The sequence below is a fragment of the Lysinibacillus sphaericus genome, from assembly GCF_015844675.1.
GTDB classification, from domain to species: domain Bacteria; phylum Bacillota; class Bacilli; order Bacillales_A; family Planococcaceae; genus Lysinibacillus; species Lysinibacillus sphaericus_E.
The window spans coordinates 81,836-102,564 of record NZ_LDGC01000065.1; the positions used below are offsets into that span (position 1 = coordinate 81,836).

Annotated in this window: 17 protein-coding genes, 2 pseudogenes and 1 riboswitch; of the genes and pseudogenes, 17 read left to right on the plus strand and 2 right to left on the minus strand. The window is 35.2% G+C overall.

Annotated elements, in window-relative coordinates:
- Positions 1-988: 988 nt before the first annotated feature.
- From ABE34_RS16115 to ABE34_RS16160, 10 genes and pseudogenes are all read left to right on the plus strand, one after another.
- Positions 989-2,287: a DUF262 domain-containing protein gene (locus tag ABE34_RS16115; protein ID WP_197143503.1), complete on the plus strand. Its 1,299-nt coding sequence runs from the start codon at positions 989-991 to the stop codon at positions 2,285-2,287.
- A 3-nt stretch (positions 2,288-2,290) separates the two neighbouring features.
- Entirely contained in the window at positions 2,291-4,084 is a 1,794-nt protein-coding gene (locus tag ABE34_RS16120) for a DUF262 domain-containing protein (RefSeq protein WP_197143504.1), read from the plus strand.
- A gap of 818 nt (positions 4,085-4,902) precedes the next feature.
- Positions 4,903-6,267 (plus strand): annotated as a pseudogene (locus ABE34_RS16125) (aldehyde dehydrogenase family protein).
- A 10-nt stretch (positions 6,268-6,277) separates the two neighbouring features.
- Entirely contained in the window at positions 6,278-8,011 is a 1,734-nt protein-coding gene (locus ABE34_RS16130) for an acetolactate synthase catalytic subunit (protein WP_197143505.1), read from the plus strand.
- An 18-nt stretch (positions 8,012-8,029) separates the two neighbouring features.
- Positions 8,030-8,830 carry an SDR family NAD(P)-dependent oxidoreductase gene (locus ABE34_RS16135; RefSeq protein WP_197143506.1) on the plus strand — a complete coding sequence of 267 codons (801 nt, stop codon included), beginning with the start codon at positions 8,030-8,032 and terminating at the stop codon, positions 8,828-8,830.
- Between the two features lie 34 nt (positions 8,831-8,864).
- The gene (locus ABE34_RS16140; protein WP_197143507.1) at positions 8,865-9,866 is read left to right on the plus strand and encodes a zinc-dependent alcohol dehydrogenase; all 1,002 of its coding nucleotides are present in this window, start codon (positions 8,865-8,867) and stop codon (positions 9,864-9,866) included.
- Between the two features lie 33 nt (positions 9,867-9,899).
- Positions 9,900-10,841 carry a phosphotriesterase family protein gene (locus ABE34_RS16145; RefSeq protein WP_197143508.1) on the plus strand — a complete coding sequence of 314 codons (942 nt, stop codon included), beginning with the start codon at positions 9,900-9,902 and terminating at the stop codon, positions 10,839-10,841.
- A gap of 202 nt (positions 10,842-11,043) precedes the next feature.
- A complete protein-coding gene (locus tag ABE34_RS16150; RefSeq protein ID WP_197143509.1) occupies positions 11,044-11,817 on the plus strand; it encodes an IclR family transcriptional regulator in 774 nt (257 codons plus the stop codon).
- Between the two features lie 86 nt (positions 11,818-11,903).
- Positions 11,904-12,569, plus strand: a complete 666-nt coding sequence (locus ABE34_RS16155) for a response regulator transcription factor (protein ID WP_197143510.1) — start codon at positions 11,904-11,906, stop codon at positions 12,567-12,569.
- 263 nt (positions 12,570-12,832) lie between these two features.
- A complete protein-coding gene (locus ABE34_RS16160) occupies positions 12,833-13,039 on the plus strand; it encodes a hypothetical protein (protein ID WP_241747232.1) in 207 nt (68 codons plus the stop codon).
- A gap of 501 nt (positions 13,040-13,540) precedes the next feature.
- On the opposite strand, the gene ABE34_RS16165 is transcribed toward ABE34_RS16160, so the two are convergent.
- Positions 13,541-14,437: a PhzF family phenazine biosynthesis isomerase gene (locus ABE34_RS16165; protein ID WP_197143511.1), complete on the minus strand. Its 897-nt coding sequence runs from the start codon at positions 14,435-14,437 to the stop codon at positions 13,541-13,543.
- A gap of 186 nt (positions 14,438-14,623) precedes the next feature.
- Here ABE34_RS16165 and ABE34_RS16170 point away from each other — a divergent pair, with 186 nt between their 5' ends.
- Together ABE34_RS16170 and ABE34_RS16175 are read left to right on the plus strand one after the other, a co-directional pair.
- A complete protein-coding gene (locus ABE34_RS16170) occupies positions 14,624-14,854 on the plus strand; it encodes a VanW family protein (RefSeq protein ID WP_206700776.1) in 231 nt (76 codons plus the stop codon).
- Between the two features lie 269 nt (positions 14,855-15,123).
- On the plus strand, positions 15,124-15,390 hold the full coding sequence (locus ABE34_RS16175; RefSeq protein ID WP_197143512.1) for a hypothetical protein: 267 nt from the start codon (positions 15,124-15,126) through the stop codon (positions 15,388-15,390).
- A gap of 375 nt (positions 15,391-15,765) precedes the next feature.
- Here the strand turns inward: ABE34_RS16175 and ABE34_RS16180 are convergent, their stop codons facing one another.
- The gene (locus tag ABE34_RS16180) at positions 15,766-15,915 is read right to left on the minus strand and encodes a hypothetical protein (RefSeq protein WP_197143513.1); all 150 of its coding nucleotides are present in this window, start codon (positions 15,913-15,915) and stop codon (positions 15,766-15,768) included.
- A gap of 617 nt (positions 15,916-16,532) precedes the next feature.
- Between ABE34_RS16180 and ABE34_RS16185 the strand changes: the two genes are divergently transcribed.
- From ABE34_RS16185 to ABE34_RS16205, 5 genes and pseudogenes are all read left to right on the plus strand, one after another.
- The gene (locus ABE34_RS16185) at positions 16,533-16,829 is read left to right on the plus strand and encodes a hypothetical protein (RefSeq protein WP_197143514.1); all 297 of its coding nucleotides are present in this window, start codon (positions 16,533-16,535) and stop codon (positions 16,827-16,829) included.
- A 642-nt stretch (positions 16,830-17,471) separates the two neighbouring features.
- A riboswitch (Lysine riboswitch) is annotated at positions 17,472-17,657 on the plus strand.
- Positions 17,658-17,810: 153 nt separating this feature from the next.
- Entirely contained in the window at positions 17,811-18,527 is a 717-nt protein-coding gene (locus ABE34_RS16190) for a cysteine hydrolase family protein (protein WP_197143515.1), read from the plus strand.
- A gap of 13 nt (positions 18,528-18,540) precedes the next feature.
- Positions 18,541-19,884: an APC family permease gene (locus ABE34_RS16195; protein WP_197143516.1), complete on the plus strand. Its 1,344-nt coding sequence runs from the start codon at positions 18,541-18,543 to the stop codon at positions 19,882-19,884.
- A gap of 251 nt (positions 19,885-20,135) precedes the next feature.
- A pseudogene (gene tnpA, locus ABE34_RS16200) lies at positions 20,136-20,360 on the plus strand (IS200/IS605 family transposase); the annotation flags it as partial.
- Between the two features lie 10 nt (positions 20,361-20,370).
- The coding region (locus ABE34_RS16205) for a helix-turn-helix domain-containing protein (protein WP_197143525.1) at positions 20,371-20,729 on the plus strand (359 nt) is incomplete at its 3' end.

The following is a 20,729-nucleotide window of genomic DNA, read 5'->3' on the forward strand; positions in this document are numbered from 1 at the left end:
AAGTTTATACAATGAAATTAAAAGGCAAGAGTGGTAGAAGGTAGTGGCTATATCTTATGATTGAGGAACAGTGTATTTCAAACTCGAAATGTAAGGCACTTCGCAACGTTCAAGCAAAAAGAGAAATTGCACAGCGCAATTTCTCTTTTTGGTATGTGCGCCCGGCATGCGTATGAACTATAGGGTGTAAGTCCCGAACCCCGAAGACAGAAGTAGAGGTTAGCCAAGAGCAAGGGTGTCCGTGGTGACGCGGAATCTGAAGGAAGCTGGAGGCAAAACACTGGTCCGAGGAACACGAACCTCATATAAGGCTAGGTATGATTGGATAAGTTTGCATACCAAAACAAAGTCCTTTCTGTCGAAGGTCATATCGAGTAAATGAGGCGGATAGATGGTGTGAAAGTGCATACGCTTACCCGGGGAGGTCTGATGGAAACGTGAAGTACCCTTCATAAATTACTTGGTGACAAGTAGCTGAACCATCAGAAGTCAGCAGAGGTCATAGTACGATTGGGTCTAGAACTAATCGGAAGGACTGAACAACTAAGAGAGAATAGCCCTTGGCATTCCATCTTGAATGAATAAACACAGAAAACAGAGAAACCTCACGCTTAGAAAGTAATGGTGAAGTCCAGGTGGGCATAAGAAGACAAGCTATTCACGGAAAGGAACGAAATGGTGATGTTGAATCAAATTCTAGCACGTCCGAATATGATACAAGCATTAAGAGTGGAAGCGAATAAAGGAAGCCAGGGAGTAGACATGATGACCGTACAAACCTTACGTCAGCACATCCTCGAAAACTGGGAATCCATTAAAGCGCAAATTCTAATGGGAACCTATATAACTGATAAGGGCCCCAGATTAAGATGGGTAATAAATAATAGCTTATTGTAAAAATATGAATTCACCAATGCGCACTCTAGGCAAAAAGAGTTACGGGTTGTATTATTGAAATAATGTCAAGTTTTTATGGAGGGATTTAAGGATGGCTCTACTACAAGACGAATTAAAAATAACGAAGGTTAAAGGATTATTTGAAATGAAATTAGCCTTACCATCGTATCAACGTCCGTATAGTTGGAGTGTGAGGTCTACAAGTACATTATTTCTTGATACTTATAATGCATATCAAGAAGGTACACAAGAATACAGAATTGGTTCTGTAATTTTACATAAAGAAAATGAAAAATACAATGTTGTGGATGGCCAGCAGCGACTGACAACCCTTTCAATTCTTCTATACTGCTTAGGCTATGAAGCTCAAGGGTTATTGCGCGAAAAATACAATCAACTATCAAATGATGTAATAGTAACTAATTTTAAAATTTTATCTCAGAGGATAAGTGAACTTACAGAAGATGAGCGAAGCAAATACAAAGAATATTTACTGGAACAATGTAGTGCAGTTCAAATTGTCACAGACAGCGAACAAGAGGCCTTTCAATTCTTTGATTCACAAAACTCCCGTGGTAAAGAGTTAGCACCACATGATTTACTGAAGTCTTATCATTTACGTGAGATGGATGATAAAGACGAACATCAGAAAGTAAGAGTTATCAACCAGTGGGAAAATGTGAACCAAAATGATTTGAATGACTTATTTAAAAGTTATCTTTACCCTTTGACGCAATGGTATAAAGGAAAGAATGGTTTAGGCTATTCTTCAAGTAAAATCGATGTCTTCAAAGGGATTAAAACCACAAATGTGTTTAATTATGCTATCTATCATAAAGCAAGTAATCTTTTCGTAGAACAGTTTAATGAAAATGGAAGCAGTGAACTACTTGCTTCCAGAGCATTAAATCAATTTCAATTAACGCAGCCGCTGATGGCTGGAAATCGTTTTTTCAATTATGCTCTTCACTACGGAAAGCAACTTGAGCAGATACGAAAAAAAATAAACAAGTTTCACACTGATGAACAAACTCCGAGTAGGCGTTCAGGGGATATTTACATTAAACAGTTATATGAATGTGTGTTATTGTTTTTTGCTGATCGCTTTGGTTTTGAAAACCTAACTAACGGTGTGATGCAGCAACTATATACATGGAGCTATTCTTTGCGACTGACTATGTATGCTGTGTATCCTCAGACAATCGATAAGTATGCACGAGGAGGACATGAACGTGTAAACAAAGGTTTGGATATGTTTGCAGAAATTAGTGAAATGAACAGTGCAGAAGAATTAAAACTTATTGTTTTGGAACAACCTGATTTTGATAATAAAAATAAAGAAAAGTACAAAGCAGTGTATGATTTACTTTGTGATTGGAATAGGTGGTAGGCGATGGGGGGAAATTTAAAAATCATACCGGTATCAAGCGTATTTTCCAATGTTAGTTATGTAATTCCGATATATCAACGTAACTATGCTTGGAGAGAAATGCAAATTGAACAACTGATAGATGATATTGATAGCTCAATTGACGACTCTAAAAAAAACTATTTTCTTGGAAATCTTATTGTTAATCAAACTGATAATAATGTCTATGAAGTAATAGATGGGCAACAACGATTGACAACATTATTTCTATTAGAAAATTATCTTGGCATGAATTTTGAGAAAGGTGCATTAAAATTTGAGGCTCGTGAAAAATCAAACCGTACACTTAGCATGATAAACAATATAAATAACGCAGAATTACGGGAGGAATTAGTATCTGTTGAAATTTTAGAGGGCTATCAAATCATTCATCACTATTTTAAAACTAAAGGGATAGACAAAAATGAGTTAATTGGAAAACTAAAAAAGGTATTTCTTGTTCGTGTACAAGTCCCAGAAGATATAGATTTAAATCATTATTTTGAAATTATGAATACTCGTGGGGAACAACTTGAACTTCATGAAATAGCAAAAGCAAAGTTTCTAGAAGCTTTGGATACTGAACACGATAAAAAAACTGCAGCATTGATTTGGGAAAAGTGCTCTGATATGGACTCGTATATCCAAATGAATTTTGATCCCAAAGTTAGAAAGGCTCTTTTTACAAAAGATTGGACTAGCATCAAGGATGTCATCGATGATTTTGATTCTATTAGAATGTGCGTTCCGACTGATGATGAAGATGACAAAAAATCAGTTCCTCTGATTGAAATTCTAAAAGAAAGTAAACTTCTTAATAATGGAGTAAGTAGGGAAGAGGTTGAAAATGAACGTTTTGAATCGACTATTTCATTCCCGAATTTTTTACTTCAAGTAAATGCAGTTATGGATAAGTTAGGAGAAGAAGATTCGACACTTGATGATAAACACTTCTTGGATAATTTATCATGGGCTTGGGACGATGCGGATAAAGCAAAGAACTTTTTATATCATATGCTGAAATGTCGAGTGTTGTTTGATAAATATATTTTGAAACGTGAATATGCTAAAGACTATAAAGAAACTGGGAAATGGTCGTTACAACGTATAGAGAAATATAGTGATGCGAGAGGCGATAAACCTAAGTATGTAGGCACTTTTGGTGATGACGATGGTCAGAATAATAAACAAGTAAGAACTCTGCAATCCTGCTTACGCATAACCTATACATCACCTAAGACTATGCATTGGATTTCATTAGTCTTAACAAAGTTATTAGAGAATGAATCATGTGACATCATTGAAATCCTTGAAGATTACTGCAAAACAAAAGTTATCAAATCTAACTTTGGAAATAAAAGTGGATTTGGTTTTGAAAGAATCGTATTTACTTATCTTGATTATCTTTTATACAAAGATGGGTACTCTTACTTGGATAAGGAGATTATCCCGGCGATGCGTGATGACTGGCAATTTCAATTTAGAAGTTCCATTGAACATTTCCAACCACAACGCCCAGTTGAAGGTGAACATTGGGAAGAAGATGACCTTAATGGTTTTGGAAACCTTGCATTAATTACTGTGTCAGGAAACTCCAAGTTTTCTAATTTGCCACCAGCAGGGAAAATAAGCTCTTACCCAAGCGTTATCGAGCAAAGTTTGAAACTAAAAATCATGAACGAATTAGTCGATCTTAATGAAGAAAAATGGACTGAAGAAAAAGCAAGCAAGCATAAAGAAGAAATGTTTAAGATTTTGAGAGCTAGTATTTATGAGTGAAAGCTAATTATAGAAGTAGATGGTTTATTGACAACTTTCCAAACATAAACAAGGCATAAAAGGCTATTGATATGTCTCCGAAAACTAAGACATAAATCCTGTCAATTTAAGCCCTCGAGTGCATGGCGTTGATAGTGCTGAAATAGCTTGATTATAATATAGAACGATGAATCCCTATGGTCCCAATTAGAGAATGATTATTATTTAATTGGGACCAACTCGACCAAAATACTTTTTAAAGCTACTTATTGAACAGTGTCCATCCTAAATTTAGGTAGCGGATATAAAAGCAATAATCAGTCGTTCTGGTTTCGTTTAACGGAACGGTTAAAGTAATTTGAAATGGACCTTTACGTTTAGTTTTTACAAATATCAAAGCTGAAAGAGAATGACGTATAAAAGAAGTTAAAATTGCTAACTTTGAAATATACTGAAGACAAGACCAGAAGTTTTAGTTTGGTGGTAAATGTTTACAATTGGAAAAGCGCGAGAAATCAATGTTTCTAAAATTGATTTCTCGCGCTTTTTAGGGTTTTGACCAATTTTGGCACAGCCTATTATATATAATCATTTAATTTTGAAGAAGTTATCAAATTAGCTACTACGACTTCTCTAGTTATCAAATGAGAGTAGATAAAAAATATTTTTATTCAGAATATTCAATAATTTTGTTGACTTAAATAAAGATGTCATTTAGAATTTGGTTTAATTCCGATATTAGGAATGTATTACGATAATCGGAAATAAGGAGGGTGCGGATTTTGAAAGAAAGGCTTTATATTGATGGATGTTAGGTAGAGGCAAAAGTCTATGAAGATTTGTATTCACCTTTTTCAAACGAGAAAATTGCAGAGATTCCACAGGCTTCATTAGAGCAGGTTGATGATGCTATCCGAAGTGCAGTGAAAAATCAACATGTGATTGCTGAGAAGACAACCTATGAACGAGCGAGAATTTTAGAGAGATTAGCATTATTGCTTACTGAAAAAAGGGATGAGGCAGCTACATTAATTGCTCTTGAATCAGCTAAGCCTTTGAAAACAGCATACGGTGAGGTTGATCATACGATCGAAACATATAAGTTTTCGGTAGAGGAAGTAAAAAGAAATGTTGGGGAAATCATTCCGATGGATGCTGCGAAAACAGGCGCGGGCAGATTTGGTTATACACAAAAAGAGCCTATAGGAGTTGTTGGGGCTATTACGCCATTTAACTTCCCAATGAATTTAGTTGCACATAAACTAGGTCCTGCGATTGCTGTAGGTAATAGCATTATTTTAAAGCCAGCTACTCAAACGCCGTTATCTGCTTTCTTTATAGCAAGACTTTTAGAAGAGGCGGGCTTGCCAAAAGGCGTTCTCAATGTTGTTACGGGAAGAGGATCCCTTGTATGAGACCGCATTGTAACGAGTGACGACGTAAATATGATTACATTTACAGATAGCCCAGAAGTAGGGAAAGATATTATTGCCAAAGCAGGTCTAAAAAAAGTGAGCTTAGAATTAGGATCCAATGCAGGCGTCATTATAGAAGATGCATCGAATTTACAGGAGGTTGCCCAAAAGTGTGTAATAGGAGCTTATTCAAATCAGGGAAAAGTTTGTATCTCCTTACAGCGAATTTATGTGAGGGGGCACTTATATGATGAATTTTTGGAACATTTCCGTAGTGAAGCAGCCAAACTTGTTTGTGGTGATCCGCTCAAAGGCAAATACTGACGTTTCTTCACTTATTTCAGCTGAAGATTTAACAAGAAGCGTGAATTGGGTTGAAGAAGCTAAGCAACAAGGGGCAACGTGCTAGCAGGGGGTTATATTGAAAATAATGTATTAGGTTCCAACTGTTTTAACAAATGTTGCACAACGTCAAAAGTAAGTCGTCAGGAAGTATTTGCACCGATTGTAACTATAACACCAATCGGGTCTATTCAAGAAGGAATTGCTCTAGTAAATAATTCGAAATATGGCTTACAAGCTGGTATTTTCACACAAAACATTCATACGGCCTATGAAGCTTCTAAAAATCTACAAGTTGGTGGGATGATGATTAATGATATTCCAATATACCGTGTAGACCAAATGCCGTATGGTGGTGTAAAAGAAAGCGGAAACACTAAAGAAGGTATTAAATATGCAATGCAAGAAATGACAGAATCAAAATTTATCGTATGGAATCAAAATTAATGGAGGATATATGATGGTACTTAAATATGAGAGAAACAATAATGGTAACACAACAAATGCTATGCGTATTGCATTGTCATTAGAAAGACACGGGGTCAAATACCTTTTCGGCCAAAGCAACCCGCCTACTGTAACATTGGCATGCGAAGATATTGGTATTGAGCAAATCGGCTACCGTCAAGAAAATGCAGGGACATATATGGCGCAAGCATATGCGATGTGTACAAATTCGATCCCAGTCGTTACAGCACAGCACGGACCAGCTGCAACATTATTAGTAGCAGGCTTAGCAGAGGCACTAAAAGCATCTTATCCAGTCGTTGCTTTAGTAGAGGAAGTTTCAAGAAACGATGAAGAGAAAAATGCTTTCCAAGAAATAGATCATTTAGAGCTATTTAAAGGAGTATCAAAATGGATTAAGCGTATTCCAACTGAAGCTAGAATAGAAGATTATATTGACATGGCATTTAAAACAGCAGGATCTGGGCGTCCTGGGCCAACGGTATTATTATTACCAAAGGATATTATTACAGATCCGAATGAGTATCCAATTAATGAAAAAAGAACGCAAAGCTATGGTACGTTCCCATTAGATCGTACAATTGCAGATACATCTAAAGTTGAGCTAGCTGCTGAATGGTTAAGCAGAGCAGAAAATCCATTTATTTATGCGGGTGGTGGCGTCATTTCTTCCAACGCCATGGATGAATTACGTGCTATTCAAGAAGAGTTTTCGATTCCTGTTGCAACTACAACAATGGGAAAAGGTGCAGTTGATGAAAGGCATCCATTGACGATTGGACCTATTGGTTATTATATGGGTAAACGGGGAGTTAGCACATATTTAAAGCCAATGGTACAGCAAGCAGATGTCATTTTACTAGTTGGCAACCGCACAAATCAAAATGGTACAGATAGTTGGTCATTGCTTCCTGAAAACGCTAAATACATTCATATTGATATTGATCCGGTAGAAATAGGTAGAAACTATGAATCATTAAGACTAGCTGGGGATGCTAAATTAACTTTACAAAGCTTGAAAATACAATTACAAAACAGATCTGTAGAGAAAAGAGCAAGTAAACGAGCTAAGATTGAACAACAGATACAAGAGTCTCGCAAAATGCATCAGCAAGATATGCAATCAATTGTTACACAAACGACAGGCAAAATTAAGGTAGAAAGATTTTTATATGAAGTAGAAAAGAGTTTAACAGATGACCATATTGTTGTAGCGGATGCAAGTATTTCATCTGTTTGGAATGCCAACTACTTAACGGCAACAAAAATGCGTAAGTTTATTTTCCCGCGTGGCTTAGCTGGTTTAGGTTGGGGCTTGCCAATGGCAATGGGGGCAAAACTAGCAAATCAACATAAGAAAGTATTTTGTCTTGTTGGTGATGGAGGCTTTGGACACGTTTGGAGTGAGCTTGAAACATGTAAACGTCTTGGAATTCAAGTAGTAGTAGCTGTAATTAATAACGGTATTTTAGGTTATCAAAAATATGCGGAAAGCGTGATGTTTGGTAGATACACAAATATATGTGATTTTTCATTTGTTGATCATACTAAAATAGCGGAAGCTTGCGGTATTTCTGGTATTCGAGTAGAGAAGATTGAAGAAATTGCCCCGGCCATTGAAAAAGCTTTTAGTTCAAATGAAAGCGTTGTCATTGATTTGATGTCAGATGATCATAACATTCCTCCTATTGGAGTAATGGATTCATTACAAACAAATGAATAAAGAAAAGGAGAATCGGAAATGAAAAAATTAGAAGGCAAAGTAGCGGTTGTCACAGGTGCAGCACGAGGAATAGGACGTTCCTATGCATTAAGGCTAGCACAATTAGGAGCACATGTAGGAATAATTGACGTGGATTTGAAGTCGTATCAGCAATTTGAAAAAGAGCATATCGGTGAGCAGTATGAAACAGTTGTCGATGAATTGTTAGAGCATGATGTAAAAGTAATTGGTGTAGAGGCAGATGTATCAAATGAAGCTGCTGTTCAAGGGGCTTTTAATAAAATTGTTGCTCATCTAGGTGAAGTTGATATTTTAGTTGCCAATGCTGGTGGGGGGACAGGGGCTATACTTGAAAATAAAGCATCTGAAATTGACTTGGAGCAGTTGAAAATAGTGTACGAGCGTAACTTTTTTGGAACAGTGAATTGTGTCAAAGCAGTTGTAGGAGGTATGAAGAAAAAGAATTACGGCAAAATCGTCACAGTAAGCTCTGTTACTGGATTACAAGCAACAGAAGGAGGCACATACTCACACTACGGTTCTACAAAGGCCGCAATTGTTTCTTATACAAAATATCTGGCACAAGATTTAGGACCATACAATATTATGGTTAATGCAATTGCACCAGGTTATATCGCTACTGGTCGCTTAATTGAGCAATTTGAAAAAAAAGGCGCTGAAACGTATACAAATCAAACCGCCTTAAAACGTTTCGGGACACCGGAAGATTGCGCCAATGTCATTGAATTTTTAACAACGGATTTATCCGACTATGTAACAGGAAGTGTTATTGATGTTACAGGCGGTATAACAAAATAGCAGCTGAGAATAGCTGACAAAAGGGGAAATCATTTTGAAAGCATTAGTGAAAGTTGGCAAAGGGCAATTAAACGTCCAAGATAGACAAAGACCTATACTTGAAGAAAATGAAATACTCATAAAAGTCGGTTATTACGGTGTGTGTGGAAGTGACTTGCATGCAACTCACCATGCTAAAGGTTATGAATTTGTACCGAAGGAAATTATATTAGGCCATGAATTATCTGGAACTGTAGTAGAGGTTCACCCTGCATCAAGTAATGAATATTTGCTAAATGCACACGTTGTTGTCGAACCAGGTGTGGCTTGCTCTCAATGTGAACAGTGCAGACAAGGGAGGAAAAATATATGTTCAAATATTCAATGCCTTGGTTTACATTTTGATGGCGGAATGGCTGAATATGTGAAGGTAAACGCTGCTTCAGTCCATCTTATACCTGAAAATTTGCCCTTTAAAATTGCTGCACTTGCAGAGCCTCTTTCGGTTGCGTTACACGCTGTTGAGAAAGTATCAAATGCTATTACTGGTAAAAAAGTGTTAGTCCAAGGTTGTGGCATCATAGGTTTCTTTGTAGCGATAGCTGCTAAAAATGCAGGAGCTTTTGTTACTGTTTTAGGCTTAAGAAGAGATCGTTCTGTTCGTTTAAGTGCCATTGAAAAGTTTGATATTGCAGTTGAAATCGTAGAGGACTATTTAGAAAAAAGAAATGATGCGGATATTGTTTTCGAATGTTCGGGTTCGTCCTTGGCTACGCAACAAGGAATTTCACGACTAAAAAAAGGTGGCTCATTTGTTGTAGTTGCTTTATATGAACAGGATGTTACATTACCGTTAAATGTGATGGTGAGAGGTGAAATCAACCTATTGCCAAGCTATGGCTATTATAGTAAAGACTTTGAAAAAGCATTTAATTTATTAGCTTCTTATAAAGAGAAATTTGCAGAAATCGTCGCTGTGTATCCTTTATTGAATGGTGCTCTAGCATTTGATGATGCTAGAAAACAAAGAGTGCTTAAATCTATGATAGAGATGTGAAAAAATTATGTATCATGAAAAGGGGAATGGAATATGGTATCTATAAATACAGTTACAGGAAAGCTAAACATTAATGATTTGGGTTGTACACTTGTACATGAACATTTATTATTACGATCTGAAGTAGTGACGTTTCAATTCCCGCATTTATATGATGAAGATGTAATTTATAAAAAAGCTGTGGAAGGTGCTAATGCAGTAAAATCACAAGGTGTAAAAACAATTTGTGATCCAACTGTTGTAGGAATGGGAAGAGATGTGCGATTTTTAGAGCGTGTCGCAAATGAAACAGATATGCAAATAGTAACAGCCACAGGTATTTATTCATTTACAGATATTCCTTACTATTTCCAAAATAGAGAAATAGATCATATGGCAGAAGCATTCATTCATGATATTGAAAAGGGCATTCAAAATACAAATATTAAAGCTGGATTTCTTAAATGTTCTGCAGATGCACCTGGTCTTACACAAGATCTCGAAAAAGTATTTCGTGCAGTTGCACGAGCTCATAAAAGCACCGGTGTGCCTATTATGACACATTCTCACCCTGAAACGGAAAATGGCTTAAATCAACTAGCTATATTTGAAGAGGAGGGTGTGAATTTAAAATCTGTTATGATTGGTCACACAGGTGATAGCACAGACTTGAATTATATTCATAAGATTTTAGATAAAGGTGCTTATATTGGAATGGATCGTTATGGACAAGGGCCTCTTCCAGCTACAAAAAGAAATGAAGTGCTATTGCAATTATTAAAAGAAGGTTTAGAGAAGCGTATATTTCTATCTCAAGATTATTGCTGTAATATTGATTGGTATACGCAAGAATCAATCGATGAAATAATTCCAGGTTGGTCTATTCGTTTCCTAATAGATGAGATCCTTCCACAATTGCAAAAAGAAGGGGTAACAGATCAACAAATTCATACGATGATGCATGAAAATATTCGAAATTGGATTATTGGAATTTAATCAATCAGTTTGGTTATAATTGAATAAATGGGAGTGTCAATAATAAAGGATCAAGTTCGCCAATTTTAACGGTCTTGATTCTTTATTTTTATGGTAACATATAAGGATTAGAAAAATGTGGATGTTCCTACATATAATCTTCAAGTATACTGTATAAGTAATTTACATATAGGTCAATGGAATATTAAAAGAAGGTGTTTGGATGAATAATACAAGTAAAAGCTCGTTGGTAGCTGAACGTGCGTTGAGTGCTCTGATGCTATTTGCGAGTGAACGTTCTTTAACAGTGTCGGATGTTGCAAATGGGTTAAACATTAGCTTGACTTCGGCTTATAGATTAGTTGAAGCGCTAAATAATACAGGTTTTATTAAACGAGAAGAATCGAAAAAATATATATTGAATCCACCGAATATTCTTAAATTGTATAATATGGTAGAGCAAGATCTTCGTAAAATTGCAAAGCCCTATATGCAAAAATTAGCAAAGGAATTTCAAGAATCAGTGTATTTAAGTGTGATGTATAGTGACCAAATGACTTATTCATTTGTTGAGAAGGAAGAAAGCTCGATTACTTTGAAATGGGCTGAAAAGTTAGGCTATGTATATAAACTACCGACAGGAACAGCTGGTAAAACCCATCTAGCGTATTTTATAAAACAGCTTAATCTACAAGAGCGAGCAAAAGTTTTAGCAGAACTAGAGCTGGATGCACATACAAAAAATAGCATTACAACAATAGAAGCACTTGAAAAGTCGTTAGAAGGAATTTGTGAAAAGGGCTACTGCTTTACGAATAGTGAGCATGTGCAAGGAGCTATTGGTATAGCGGTTCCGATTTTTAATGCGTCCAATGATGCGACAGTAGCGGTATTAAGTGTATTTATGGCAGAAACGAATTTTAAAGAGAATCAATTAGATTATTATTTACAAAAATTAAAAAGTAATGCGCAAAATATTGGTAATTCAATATTATAAGACCTCAAAGAATTATACGGGTACTCTAATCACACCTTTAGTTCTTATGCTATACATACCGGAAGTCTTTTACTAGGAGAATTACGATGAAATTAGATTGTTTAATTGTTGATGATGAGATCGCTTTAGCTGAAACAACTTGTGAATATTTTAATATGTTCGAAGTCAAAACGGCTTTTGTGGCAAGTGTAGAGGAGTGCGAGTTGTTTTTGGAAGAACATGAACCATCATTGATTCTTCTAGACATCAATCTTGGTAGTGAATCGGGGTTTGATTTATGTAAAAAATTTCGTAAAACTACGCAGATTCCGATTTTATTTATAAGTGCTCGTTCCAGTGATGATGACGTTCTAATCGCACTTAACATAGGTGGAGACGATTACATTCAAAAACCATATACACTAAGCATATTATTAGCAAAAGTCAAAGCAGTACTTAAAAGATATGGCAGTGGTTCAAACCAACAAGAGGTTTTAGAGTTTGGCCATATCCAAATGGATACAAAACTACATCGTGTTCGAGTAAAGGGTATTGATATTCAGCTAAAAACGATGGAATATAAGCTGCTGTATTATTTGGCGAATAATAAAAACCGTATCATTACTAAAGATGAATTGTTTCAAAATGTATGGGGAGATTCTTTTGTAGGGGATGGGACACTAAATGTACATATTCGGCATTTACGTGAGAAAATTGAAGAAAATTCAAAGAACCCGCTAGAAATGTTGATTTCTAGCGCTTTTCTTTTGTGATATTTTTTAATTTTGCTTTTTAAAAATACTTATGTTCAGACTCTTTTATGTATCCAACAAATAATGAATTGATCCAAAATTCCCAACAGACAAAATGACAAATTAAGATATAACGGGGGATCTCAGGATTAATCTAACCTATGAGAAATATGCAATGGTTTAAAAATATTTACTGGTGAATATTAGGTTGGTGGTTTTAATATTAAACTTATATTAGTTTAGCAATAATTTGAATATAGTTCTATAAAAGGGAGGAATAGCTTTTGTATTTATACCATATAGTGTTTGAACAAGATGATGATAGATATGTAGATCCACAAATTGCTTTAAATAATGGGCTTAGTAAAAATACAGTAGCAAGATTTAGTTCCAATGGTGGCCGATTGTTTCCTGAATTGACAGACCTCACCAGACCTATAAATGCCGAACAATGGATTGACTTTAGCATTGCATTTGGTGCTAAAGTATGATGACGGTAGAGGAATATTTAAAACGAAAACCTTATAAGAAACCTGAAATTTTAGTTTTTGAAACAATACCAAAAGAATTTCTTGAGTATTCTCATGTTTAAAACCTTGTTGAGAGGTATAGCTGCTGATGACGGAGGGGAACAGTCATGTTCCCGATCAGTTTAAACTTCTTACGGAGCGGAAGCAAGAGAGTTACCACGAGAATTTGCTAAATAGAGGGTTGATTGGATAAATATATTATGTAAACTAATTGAAGGAACTTAAAGAATCCAATTAAAACATCCCAAAGAGTAAGTAATCCATACACATTTCAATGAAAATATCTTCTTTAAATAGCCGATTATCAAAACCATCTATTCTCGATGACAATCCTATGTCAGGCTCAAATTCCTTATATCCTGATGCTATCAGAATGGGGCGCACAGAAAAAATCACCCAAAACATGACGAGTGATTTTTGACAATCATATCTAAAATAAATCTCAAATTCAAACTGATATGTTTAGATAGTTAAGATACCTCGGATTGTGATAATAGCGGCTCCTGCAACTTTGATGACTGGTTCTGATTCTTTTGGAATAACAGTCACATAAAGAGTTCCAGGTCTTCCTATAGCATTTCCTTGAGCGATTGTCAGAAATGTAATTTCATCTTGAGGAATAACGCCCTCTAAATAGAGGAAGCCTGCTAATGCACCATTTGCTGCACCAGTTACAGGATCCTCTGGTATACCAATCCCTGGTGCAAAATCTCTTGTATATAGTTCATATTCTTGCAAGTTAGTAAAAGTAAAAAGATGTGTAGTGCTAATATTATGCTCTTTATTATGCTTCCCTAACGCCGTTAAGTCAGGTACTGCATTGTCGATATCGATTTGATCTTTTATTGGGACGAGTAAATGCCAGACACCAGTATTCGCTAGTTTGATTGGATAAGTTAAATCAATGCTTTCGGAATGGACGCCAATCAGTCGACTAAGCTCTTCCACATCAATTTTGATATCTTGTGTTTTTGGCGTTACTTGCGTCATTTCCACATCAATAACTTTCCCGTTTTCCTTATGCCATACAACCGGTACTCTACCGATATTCGTTTCTAGTACTATACCTTCCTTTTTTTCAGAAAGACTAAGTTCAGTAGCCAAAAGCCACGTTAATCCAATAGTTGCATGTCCGCAAAAGTTGACTTCTTCAGTGGGAGTGAAATATTTTACTTTATAATCTATATCTTCATTATTAGAAGGTAGTAAAAATACGGTTTCCGGTAAATTTAATTCTTTTGCGATACTTTGCATCTCAACTTCGGATAATTTATCACCATCCAGCACGACGCCAGCAGTATTACCGCCAAATCTTTCTGTTGTAAACGCATCTACATGATAAACTCTAATATCTCTCACCTTATTAGCTCCTCTCTAACTTTTAATATTACCTGCATGCTATAAATTTCTGAATTTTCTAATTTATTATATAGTAAGAATACTATATAATGCAATTTATTAAAGGGTTAAATTTGTGTAGAATTCTAATCTGAATCAACGTTATAGCTTAATTTTATCGAACAAACTACTAATACAGGGGAGGATTTGTTTTATAAGGAGCTTAATCCTGAACGGTATTTGAGTGGTGCAAGTGTTTTTTATAATTATATAGATTTACGATTTTATAATCCGACATCCAAATCTTTTCAAATAAAGGTTTGGGTAACAGATAAACATTTAAAAGGCGCTAACGGGACAAATGCTAAAAGAGAATTGCAAATCAAAAACTTTCCAGAGGTGAATTATCCTATACCACTCGCTCCTGAATTGCCGTGAAGACGGAAAAAAGAGAATTTTTACTGTGAGATTTAACACCGCATTTCATGCTTTTGATTAAAAGGTTGAATATTGAATTATAAAAGAAGAAAAAACACTCTTTAAAATTTTAGTCAATAATCGACATATTGATGTACTCATTGCACAACTTTGTAATTTAATAGTGCATGTTGTTATTATGTTGTGAATATAATAGACCAAATGCTAGGAGAAATTTAAGCTTTTAATTGATTTATTAAGGAATTAGGATGAAACGAAGGAGTGTAAAAATGTCGATTTCAAATCCGCAATACGCATTTTTAGAGATTGATTTTCATAATCCTAATTTAACTCAAGCAGAACTGAAGGTTGAGAATATTTCTGAAGGTGTAAGGAAAAATAATGATAATGAACGCGTAGGAAATACAAAAATAGCATTGAAAATAATATCACCTAATGTATATATAAAATTAAATTGGATGATAGCATGGCTCTTATGGATACCAGTAGATATTTATTGTGCCACGGCTTTGGTAGTAGATAAATTCTTATCATAAGTGAAGATTTTCTAATCAAGCAGAAAAGTTTAAGAAAAAATAGTAGTGAAAATGTTTGTTGTGAAAGAAAATGTAATGGATAAGGGTTAACCCGATGAGTACGATGGATCGTTTACTCTGAATAACCATCAACTGAAAGCTAAAGCACGTTTGTCTTAGAGTTATTCTTATAATCGCATGCGAAAGCGAGACAGTGTGTCATGAAGGAAAAAAGTAAGTGGTAATCAGCCTGGAATTATTTCCGAGTTTTTTATACTTTTAGAAATTGAAAGAGATGGATCAAGGTTATGGTTACAGACTAAGAAAAATCCCAATACTCAACTTTTTCTAAGGTGAATATTGGGAGTTAGTTCAAAATTAATTTTGATAGTACTACTAACGTTTATTTTCATTTTGAATACTACTGAAATCTACTTCCTCAGCGAACTCTTCTCTGTTTTCATTTTTACGTTCTCTGTTAGCATTTTGATTCTGCTGTTTTTTGTTGTCTTGTGTTTTATTATTTTTATGTTTGTTACTACCCATGATCATCTCACCTCCACCATTAGTGTGAGAGAAAGATGGTTTTTTATCCGCATAACTTACAATTAATTAATGAAATATATTTGATGAAGCAAAAGGTATGAAAAAAGTAACATTTTCACCTCCACAACACTAACCACGAGTTTAAATTGAGCGGATAAATGTAAACCGCAAATGAGCTACAACGAGAACTTGTCAAATAGAAGGATGGTTGTAGAAGTAGATATGCCCATAAACATCTCATTGAGTTCATACACTCTGTACATTGCGAATTGAAGATCAAATCCTAATAAAAGTGTTTGGTTTTTATAGAAAATATTTACATATATAGTAATTATGATGTAAAGTTGGTCGTATGAAAATAATTAATTAGGAGTGAAATAAAGAGTGCGAAAGGGAGGGATTCACTGACTGAAAGCGGTAAGGTGTAAATGTTAAAGGTACTAAGATTCCGGCTTTGAAAAAATTGTAGTAGATATGTTTCCTCGTACCTGTTAAAACAATAAAAAAACGGATTTCCAGTAGTGGAATCGTCCTTTTTCGTTACATAAAGGAATGAAGATATTTTCGAAGAAATTATACAACGGAAAATTTATTAAAATTTTCTATGGAGGCGGACTATGAAGACGGAAATGATTATAACCGTAATTATAATTTTAGGATTGGTAATATCAATAGACAAAATATACGGAAAAATCAATTTAGAAAATTATTCTCCCATTTGGGAGTATTTTTTTAAAGCACTTCTCTATGGGTTTATTGCTAGCGTTACACTATTCTATGGAAAGGAATCACTAAGAGATGTTAATCCACTAGAATGGGCCATCATTGCAGTTTCAGCAATAGAAGGAACAGGTAACTATATTAATTATGTAAAAGAGTCAAAAAGAAGAAAAGAAAAAAAAAGAAAGACTTGAGGTAATCAAGCTTAGATACATAATGGAAAATAATTTCAAGTTTATAGAGTCGCTTATCAAAAAGGGATTGCTATTAGAGAAGGTGGTGGTTGTGCTGCTGCTGCGACCTTTTATTACTGTTTAATATCATGATGTTTTTAGTAGCGGAGATGTAAATGTATATGCTCAATAAAACTGAATATAATTTTAGAGGTGCCTTACTTATAGCTGGTAATATAAGTAGGGCATTTTTTGTATATTAATAGACTACTTAATTAGAAGCTTGTTTTCTGAGAAGTTTTTTACTATGAGTTAGATGAAATTTTTTTAAAAAATTGCGTGGGGGGTATACCTCCCTCTACGAACAATTGTTTACGGCGTTAGTCGCCCACGGGATCATGAATCCACTATGATTTGGGTAATGCTAAATACGGTAGCCCAAAATATTCCTAAAGGGGTGGATGCCGTTAGGTGAATAATTTAAATGCTTATACAATTGTTGATGTATATTGGGAAATAGTTATTGTTTAAAGTGTTTTGATTGTCATTTTTTTGTGGTTGTGCGCGATAAATCTTATAAAATCTAGTAGAATTTAAAGTTGACATATAAAAAACGTAATAATATAATTATTTCAAATAATTAAAAAATTCTCATTTTTCTGATAATTAGGTAGAGGCGCGGCAGTTAACAGTACCTAATGGAGTCCGAAAAGATGAGGAAATTAGATAGAAGGAAGTGTCGCCGAAGTATGTGATGAGTTCTCTCCATCATATAATGGGGCTGTAGCGAATAGTTTGCAGGACTGTCTTCGTAAACATACGTGTTTATGAAGTTGTGCTATCTCTGTTTAGACAAACAGTGTGAATTTTAAATGGTCGATTCATTTTAAGTTTCTAGAAATGAGTAGGTCATTTTTGTGTTAGACAGATTTTTTTGCTCAAAGAGTCTATATTTTATTTGTCTATACATTTTGGAATTATAGGTATTTTGGAGGGGATTTTATGGATAATACATCAACATTATATTATGAATTTTTACCGACTGACGGTCAAAAAATAAACGTGAACCCAGATAAAACAGCATTACTAATAGTAGACATGCAACATCAGTTTATTAGCCGAGACGGATTAGACGCGCAGGTTGCAAGAGAAAAGGGCATGTTTAATCAGTGGGAATACTTTTTTAATCGTATCGACAATTTAACGATCCCGAATAATAAAAAGCTTTTAGATTTTTTCCGTACTAATAAATTAGAAGTAACATTTGGTCGCATTGCTTGCCATCATAAAGATGGACGAGATCGTTCTCCTGTACAACGTCGGACAGGATGGAACAATATTTTATTGCCAATCGGTGACCCAGGAGCGGAGATGGTGGATGAATTAAAGCCTCTTGATGACGAAATTGTTGTAAATAAAACGACAGATAGCGTATTAAGTGGTACGAATTATGAATCTTTACTGCGTAATATGGGCATTGAAACAGTAGTTTGTACAGGGGTTGTAACAGATCAATGTGTTGCTTCAACAGTTCGAAGCTTAGCTGACGCAGGCTTTGAAGTTATTTTAGTTGAAGATGCATGTGCAGCTGCAACGCAACAGCTTCATGATGCTGAAATTATGATTATGAATCAAATTTATTGCCAAGTGATGAGTACAGATGAAGTAATTGATTTAGTAATGGAAGAACTATCAAAACGAGAACCAATGAATCTGTGAGAGGAAATGGACTATGAGTCAAACACCAAATGACCATACACCACAGTTAAAGCGTGTTTTAACATTAAAAGATTTAGTCATTTATGGTATTGCTTTTATGACACCGATTGCGCCAGCTTATATTTATGGCTTTGCAGCAGAGTCTACAGGTGGGATGTTGCCATTAGCCTATTTGATTGCGATGGTTGCAATGATGTTTTCTGCATATAGTTACGGTCGAATGGCTGCTGTTTTTCCAAATGGAGGGTCAACTTATACATATACCCAGCGTGCTATCAATCCGCATTTAGGTTTTTTTGCAGGTTGGGCAATGTTTATGGATTATGTCTTAGTGCCACTCATTGTATTCATGGTAGGTGCTTCATATGCGAATGCATTAATACCATCTGTTCCGTATTGGGTATGGGTGTTATTAATTGCAGGTATTATAACTACTGTTAATATTCTAGGTATTGGCATCGCAGCAAAAACAAATCAAATCCTCGTTATGTTTATGGGAATTGTAGTCGTTATTTTTGTGATTTTTTGTGTAAAGACAATTGTCGGTGCGGAAAGTGATACGTCGCTCTTTACTGTTGTACCGTTTTTCAATGATGAAAAATTTGTTATGTCTGCGATTATTTCTGGTGCAGCAATGGCCTGCTTCTCATTTTTAGGGTTCGATTCGATTACAACACTTTCAGAAGAGGCAGTCAATCCAAAAGAGGATATTTGGAAGGCAGCTATTTTAGCTTGTTTAATCGGAGGACTTATTTTTATTGTGCAAGCGTATGTAGCTCAGCTCGTATGGCCTGATGTTACAAACTTTAGTTCAGCTGATACGGCTTTATTTGATGTAGCGGAAAAAGCAGGTGGTGCAGTTCTCGCAACTCTTTATACGGTTGCGATTATTGTATCAACAGTGACAGCTGGTTTAACAGGACAAGCAAGTGCATCTCGTTTAATGTTTAGTATGGGGCGTGATGAGGTACTTTCGAAAAAGTTTTTCACACATTTACATCCAAAATATCAAACACCGGTATACAATATTTTATTGATGTGTGTGATTAGTGTTTTAGGAGCGCTGTTTTTATCAGCAAATTTTGTAGCAGAATTAATGAACTTTGGAGGCCTGACAGGGTTTATGTTTGTCAATTTGTCAGTGATCGTGTATTACTTCTTCCGTAAAAAAGAAATGAGAATAATTCGATACTTATTAATTCCAGGGCTAGGATTTGGTATTTGTTTCTACTTATTTATTAATTTATCACCGATGACATTGAAGGTAGGCTTTATCTGGCTTGCAATCGGTTTTATCTATGCTTTCATTACGACGAAAGGCTTCAAAAAGAAACCACCAACATTTACGGATTTATAAATTACCGAAAGAGCTTAGAGGAAATTTCTAAGTAAGTCAGTTATCTAGTATTGGTAATTTTCACCGATGTTAGGTAGCTGATTTATTTTTATCGGTTTTCCACAAGAAGACTCCTTCCTCAATCACGTGCAGGGCGTAACCCAGTGATAGGTGGGAGATGAATTGTGGTTGACGTTAGCCAAAAGTATTTAAACACATCATGCCTTATTGTATAATCAGGCGTATCAGAGGAAGGCGTGATTATACCCAAAGACCATGTTCACATTTTGTTTAAAGCACAACCTAATACAGAATTATCCAAGTTCAGCAATGCGTATAAGAGTGCTAGTTCCCGACTGATAAAACGTGACTTCCCATTAGTTCGTAAAAAACTTTGGAAAGAAATGTTCTGGTCAAGTAGTTTTTGTTTGTTAACTACTGATGGTTCTCCCATTCATGTGGTTAGAAAATACATCGAAAACCAAGGAATGAAGTGAGGTGAAAGCATTGTTAGTCAAAAAAGCTTACAAGTTCAGAATCTACCCAAATAAAGAGCAGGAAATACTGATTGCGAAAACAATCGGCTGTTCTCGTTTTGTTTTTAATCACTTCTTAGGTATGTGGAATGACGTATACAAAGAAACTGGTAAAGGTCTGACTTACAACTCTTGTTCTGCTCGACTACCGCAGCTCAAAATGGAGCTAGAGTGGTTGAAAGAAGTTGACAGCATTGCTATTCAATCAGCACTTAAAAACCTCGCAGATGCATATAATCGCTTTTTCAAAAAGCAGAATGACAAACCACGCTTTAAATCTAAGAAAAACAACGTTCAATCTTATACGACTAAGTATACAAACGGCAATAT

What these genes read in the sequence shown, in the direction of transcription:
- ABE34_RS16115 (WP_197143503.1), top strand. Translation starts at nt 989, where the DNA reads ATGGCTCTACTACAAGACGAATTAAAAATAACGAAGGTTAAAGGATTA.
- ABE34_RS16120 (WP_197143504.1), top strand. Translation starts at nt 2,291, where the DNA reads ATGGGGGGAAATTTAAAAATCATACCGGTATCAAGCGTATTTTCCAAT.
- ABE34_RS16130 (WP_197143505.1), top strand. Translation starts at nt 6,278, where the DNA reads ATGATGGTACTTAAATATGAGAGAAACAATAATGGTAACACAACAAAT.
- ABE34_RS16135 (WP_197143506.1), top strand. Translation starts at nt 8,030, where the DNA reads ATGAAAAAATTAGAAGGCAAAGTAGCGGTTGTCACAGGTGCAGCACGA.
- ABE34_RS16145 (WP_197143508.1), top strand. Translation starts at nt 9,900, where the DNA reads ATGGTATCTATAAATACAGTTACAGGAAAGCTAAACATTAATGATTTG.
- ABE34_RS16150 (WP_197143509.1), top strand. Translation starts at nt 11,044, where the DNA reads ATGAATAATACAAGTAAAAGCTCGTTGGTAGCTGAACGTGCGTTGAGT.
- ABE34_RS16155 (WP_197143510.1), top strand. Translation starts at nt 11,904, where the DNA reads ATGAAATTAGATTGTTTAATTGTTGATGATGAGATCGCTTTAGCTGAA.
- ABE34_RS16175 (WP_197143512.1), top strand. Translation starts at nt 15,124, where the DNA reads ATGTCGATTTCAAATCCGCAATACGCATTTTTAGAGATTGATTTTCAT.
- ABE34_RS16180 (WP_197143513.1), bottom strand. Translation starts at nt 15,915, where the DNA reads ATGGGTAGTAACAAACATAAAAATAATAAAACACAAGACAACAAAAAA.
- ABE34_RS16185 (WP_197143514.1), top strand. Translation starts at nt 16,533, where the DNA reads ATGAAGACGGAAATGATTATAACCGTAATTATAATTTTAGGATTGGTA.
- ABE34_RS16190 (WP_197143515.1), top strand. Translation starts at nt 17,811, where the DNA reads ATGGATAATACATCAACATTATATTATGAATTTTTACCGACTGACGGT.
- ABE34_RS16195 (WP_197143516.1), top strand. Translation starts at nt 18,541, where the DNA reads ATGAGTCAAACACCAAATGACCATACACCACAGTTAAAGCGTGTTTTA.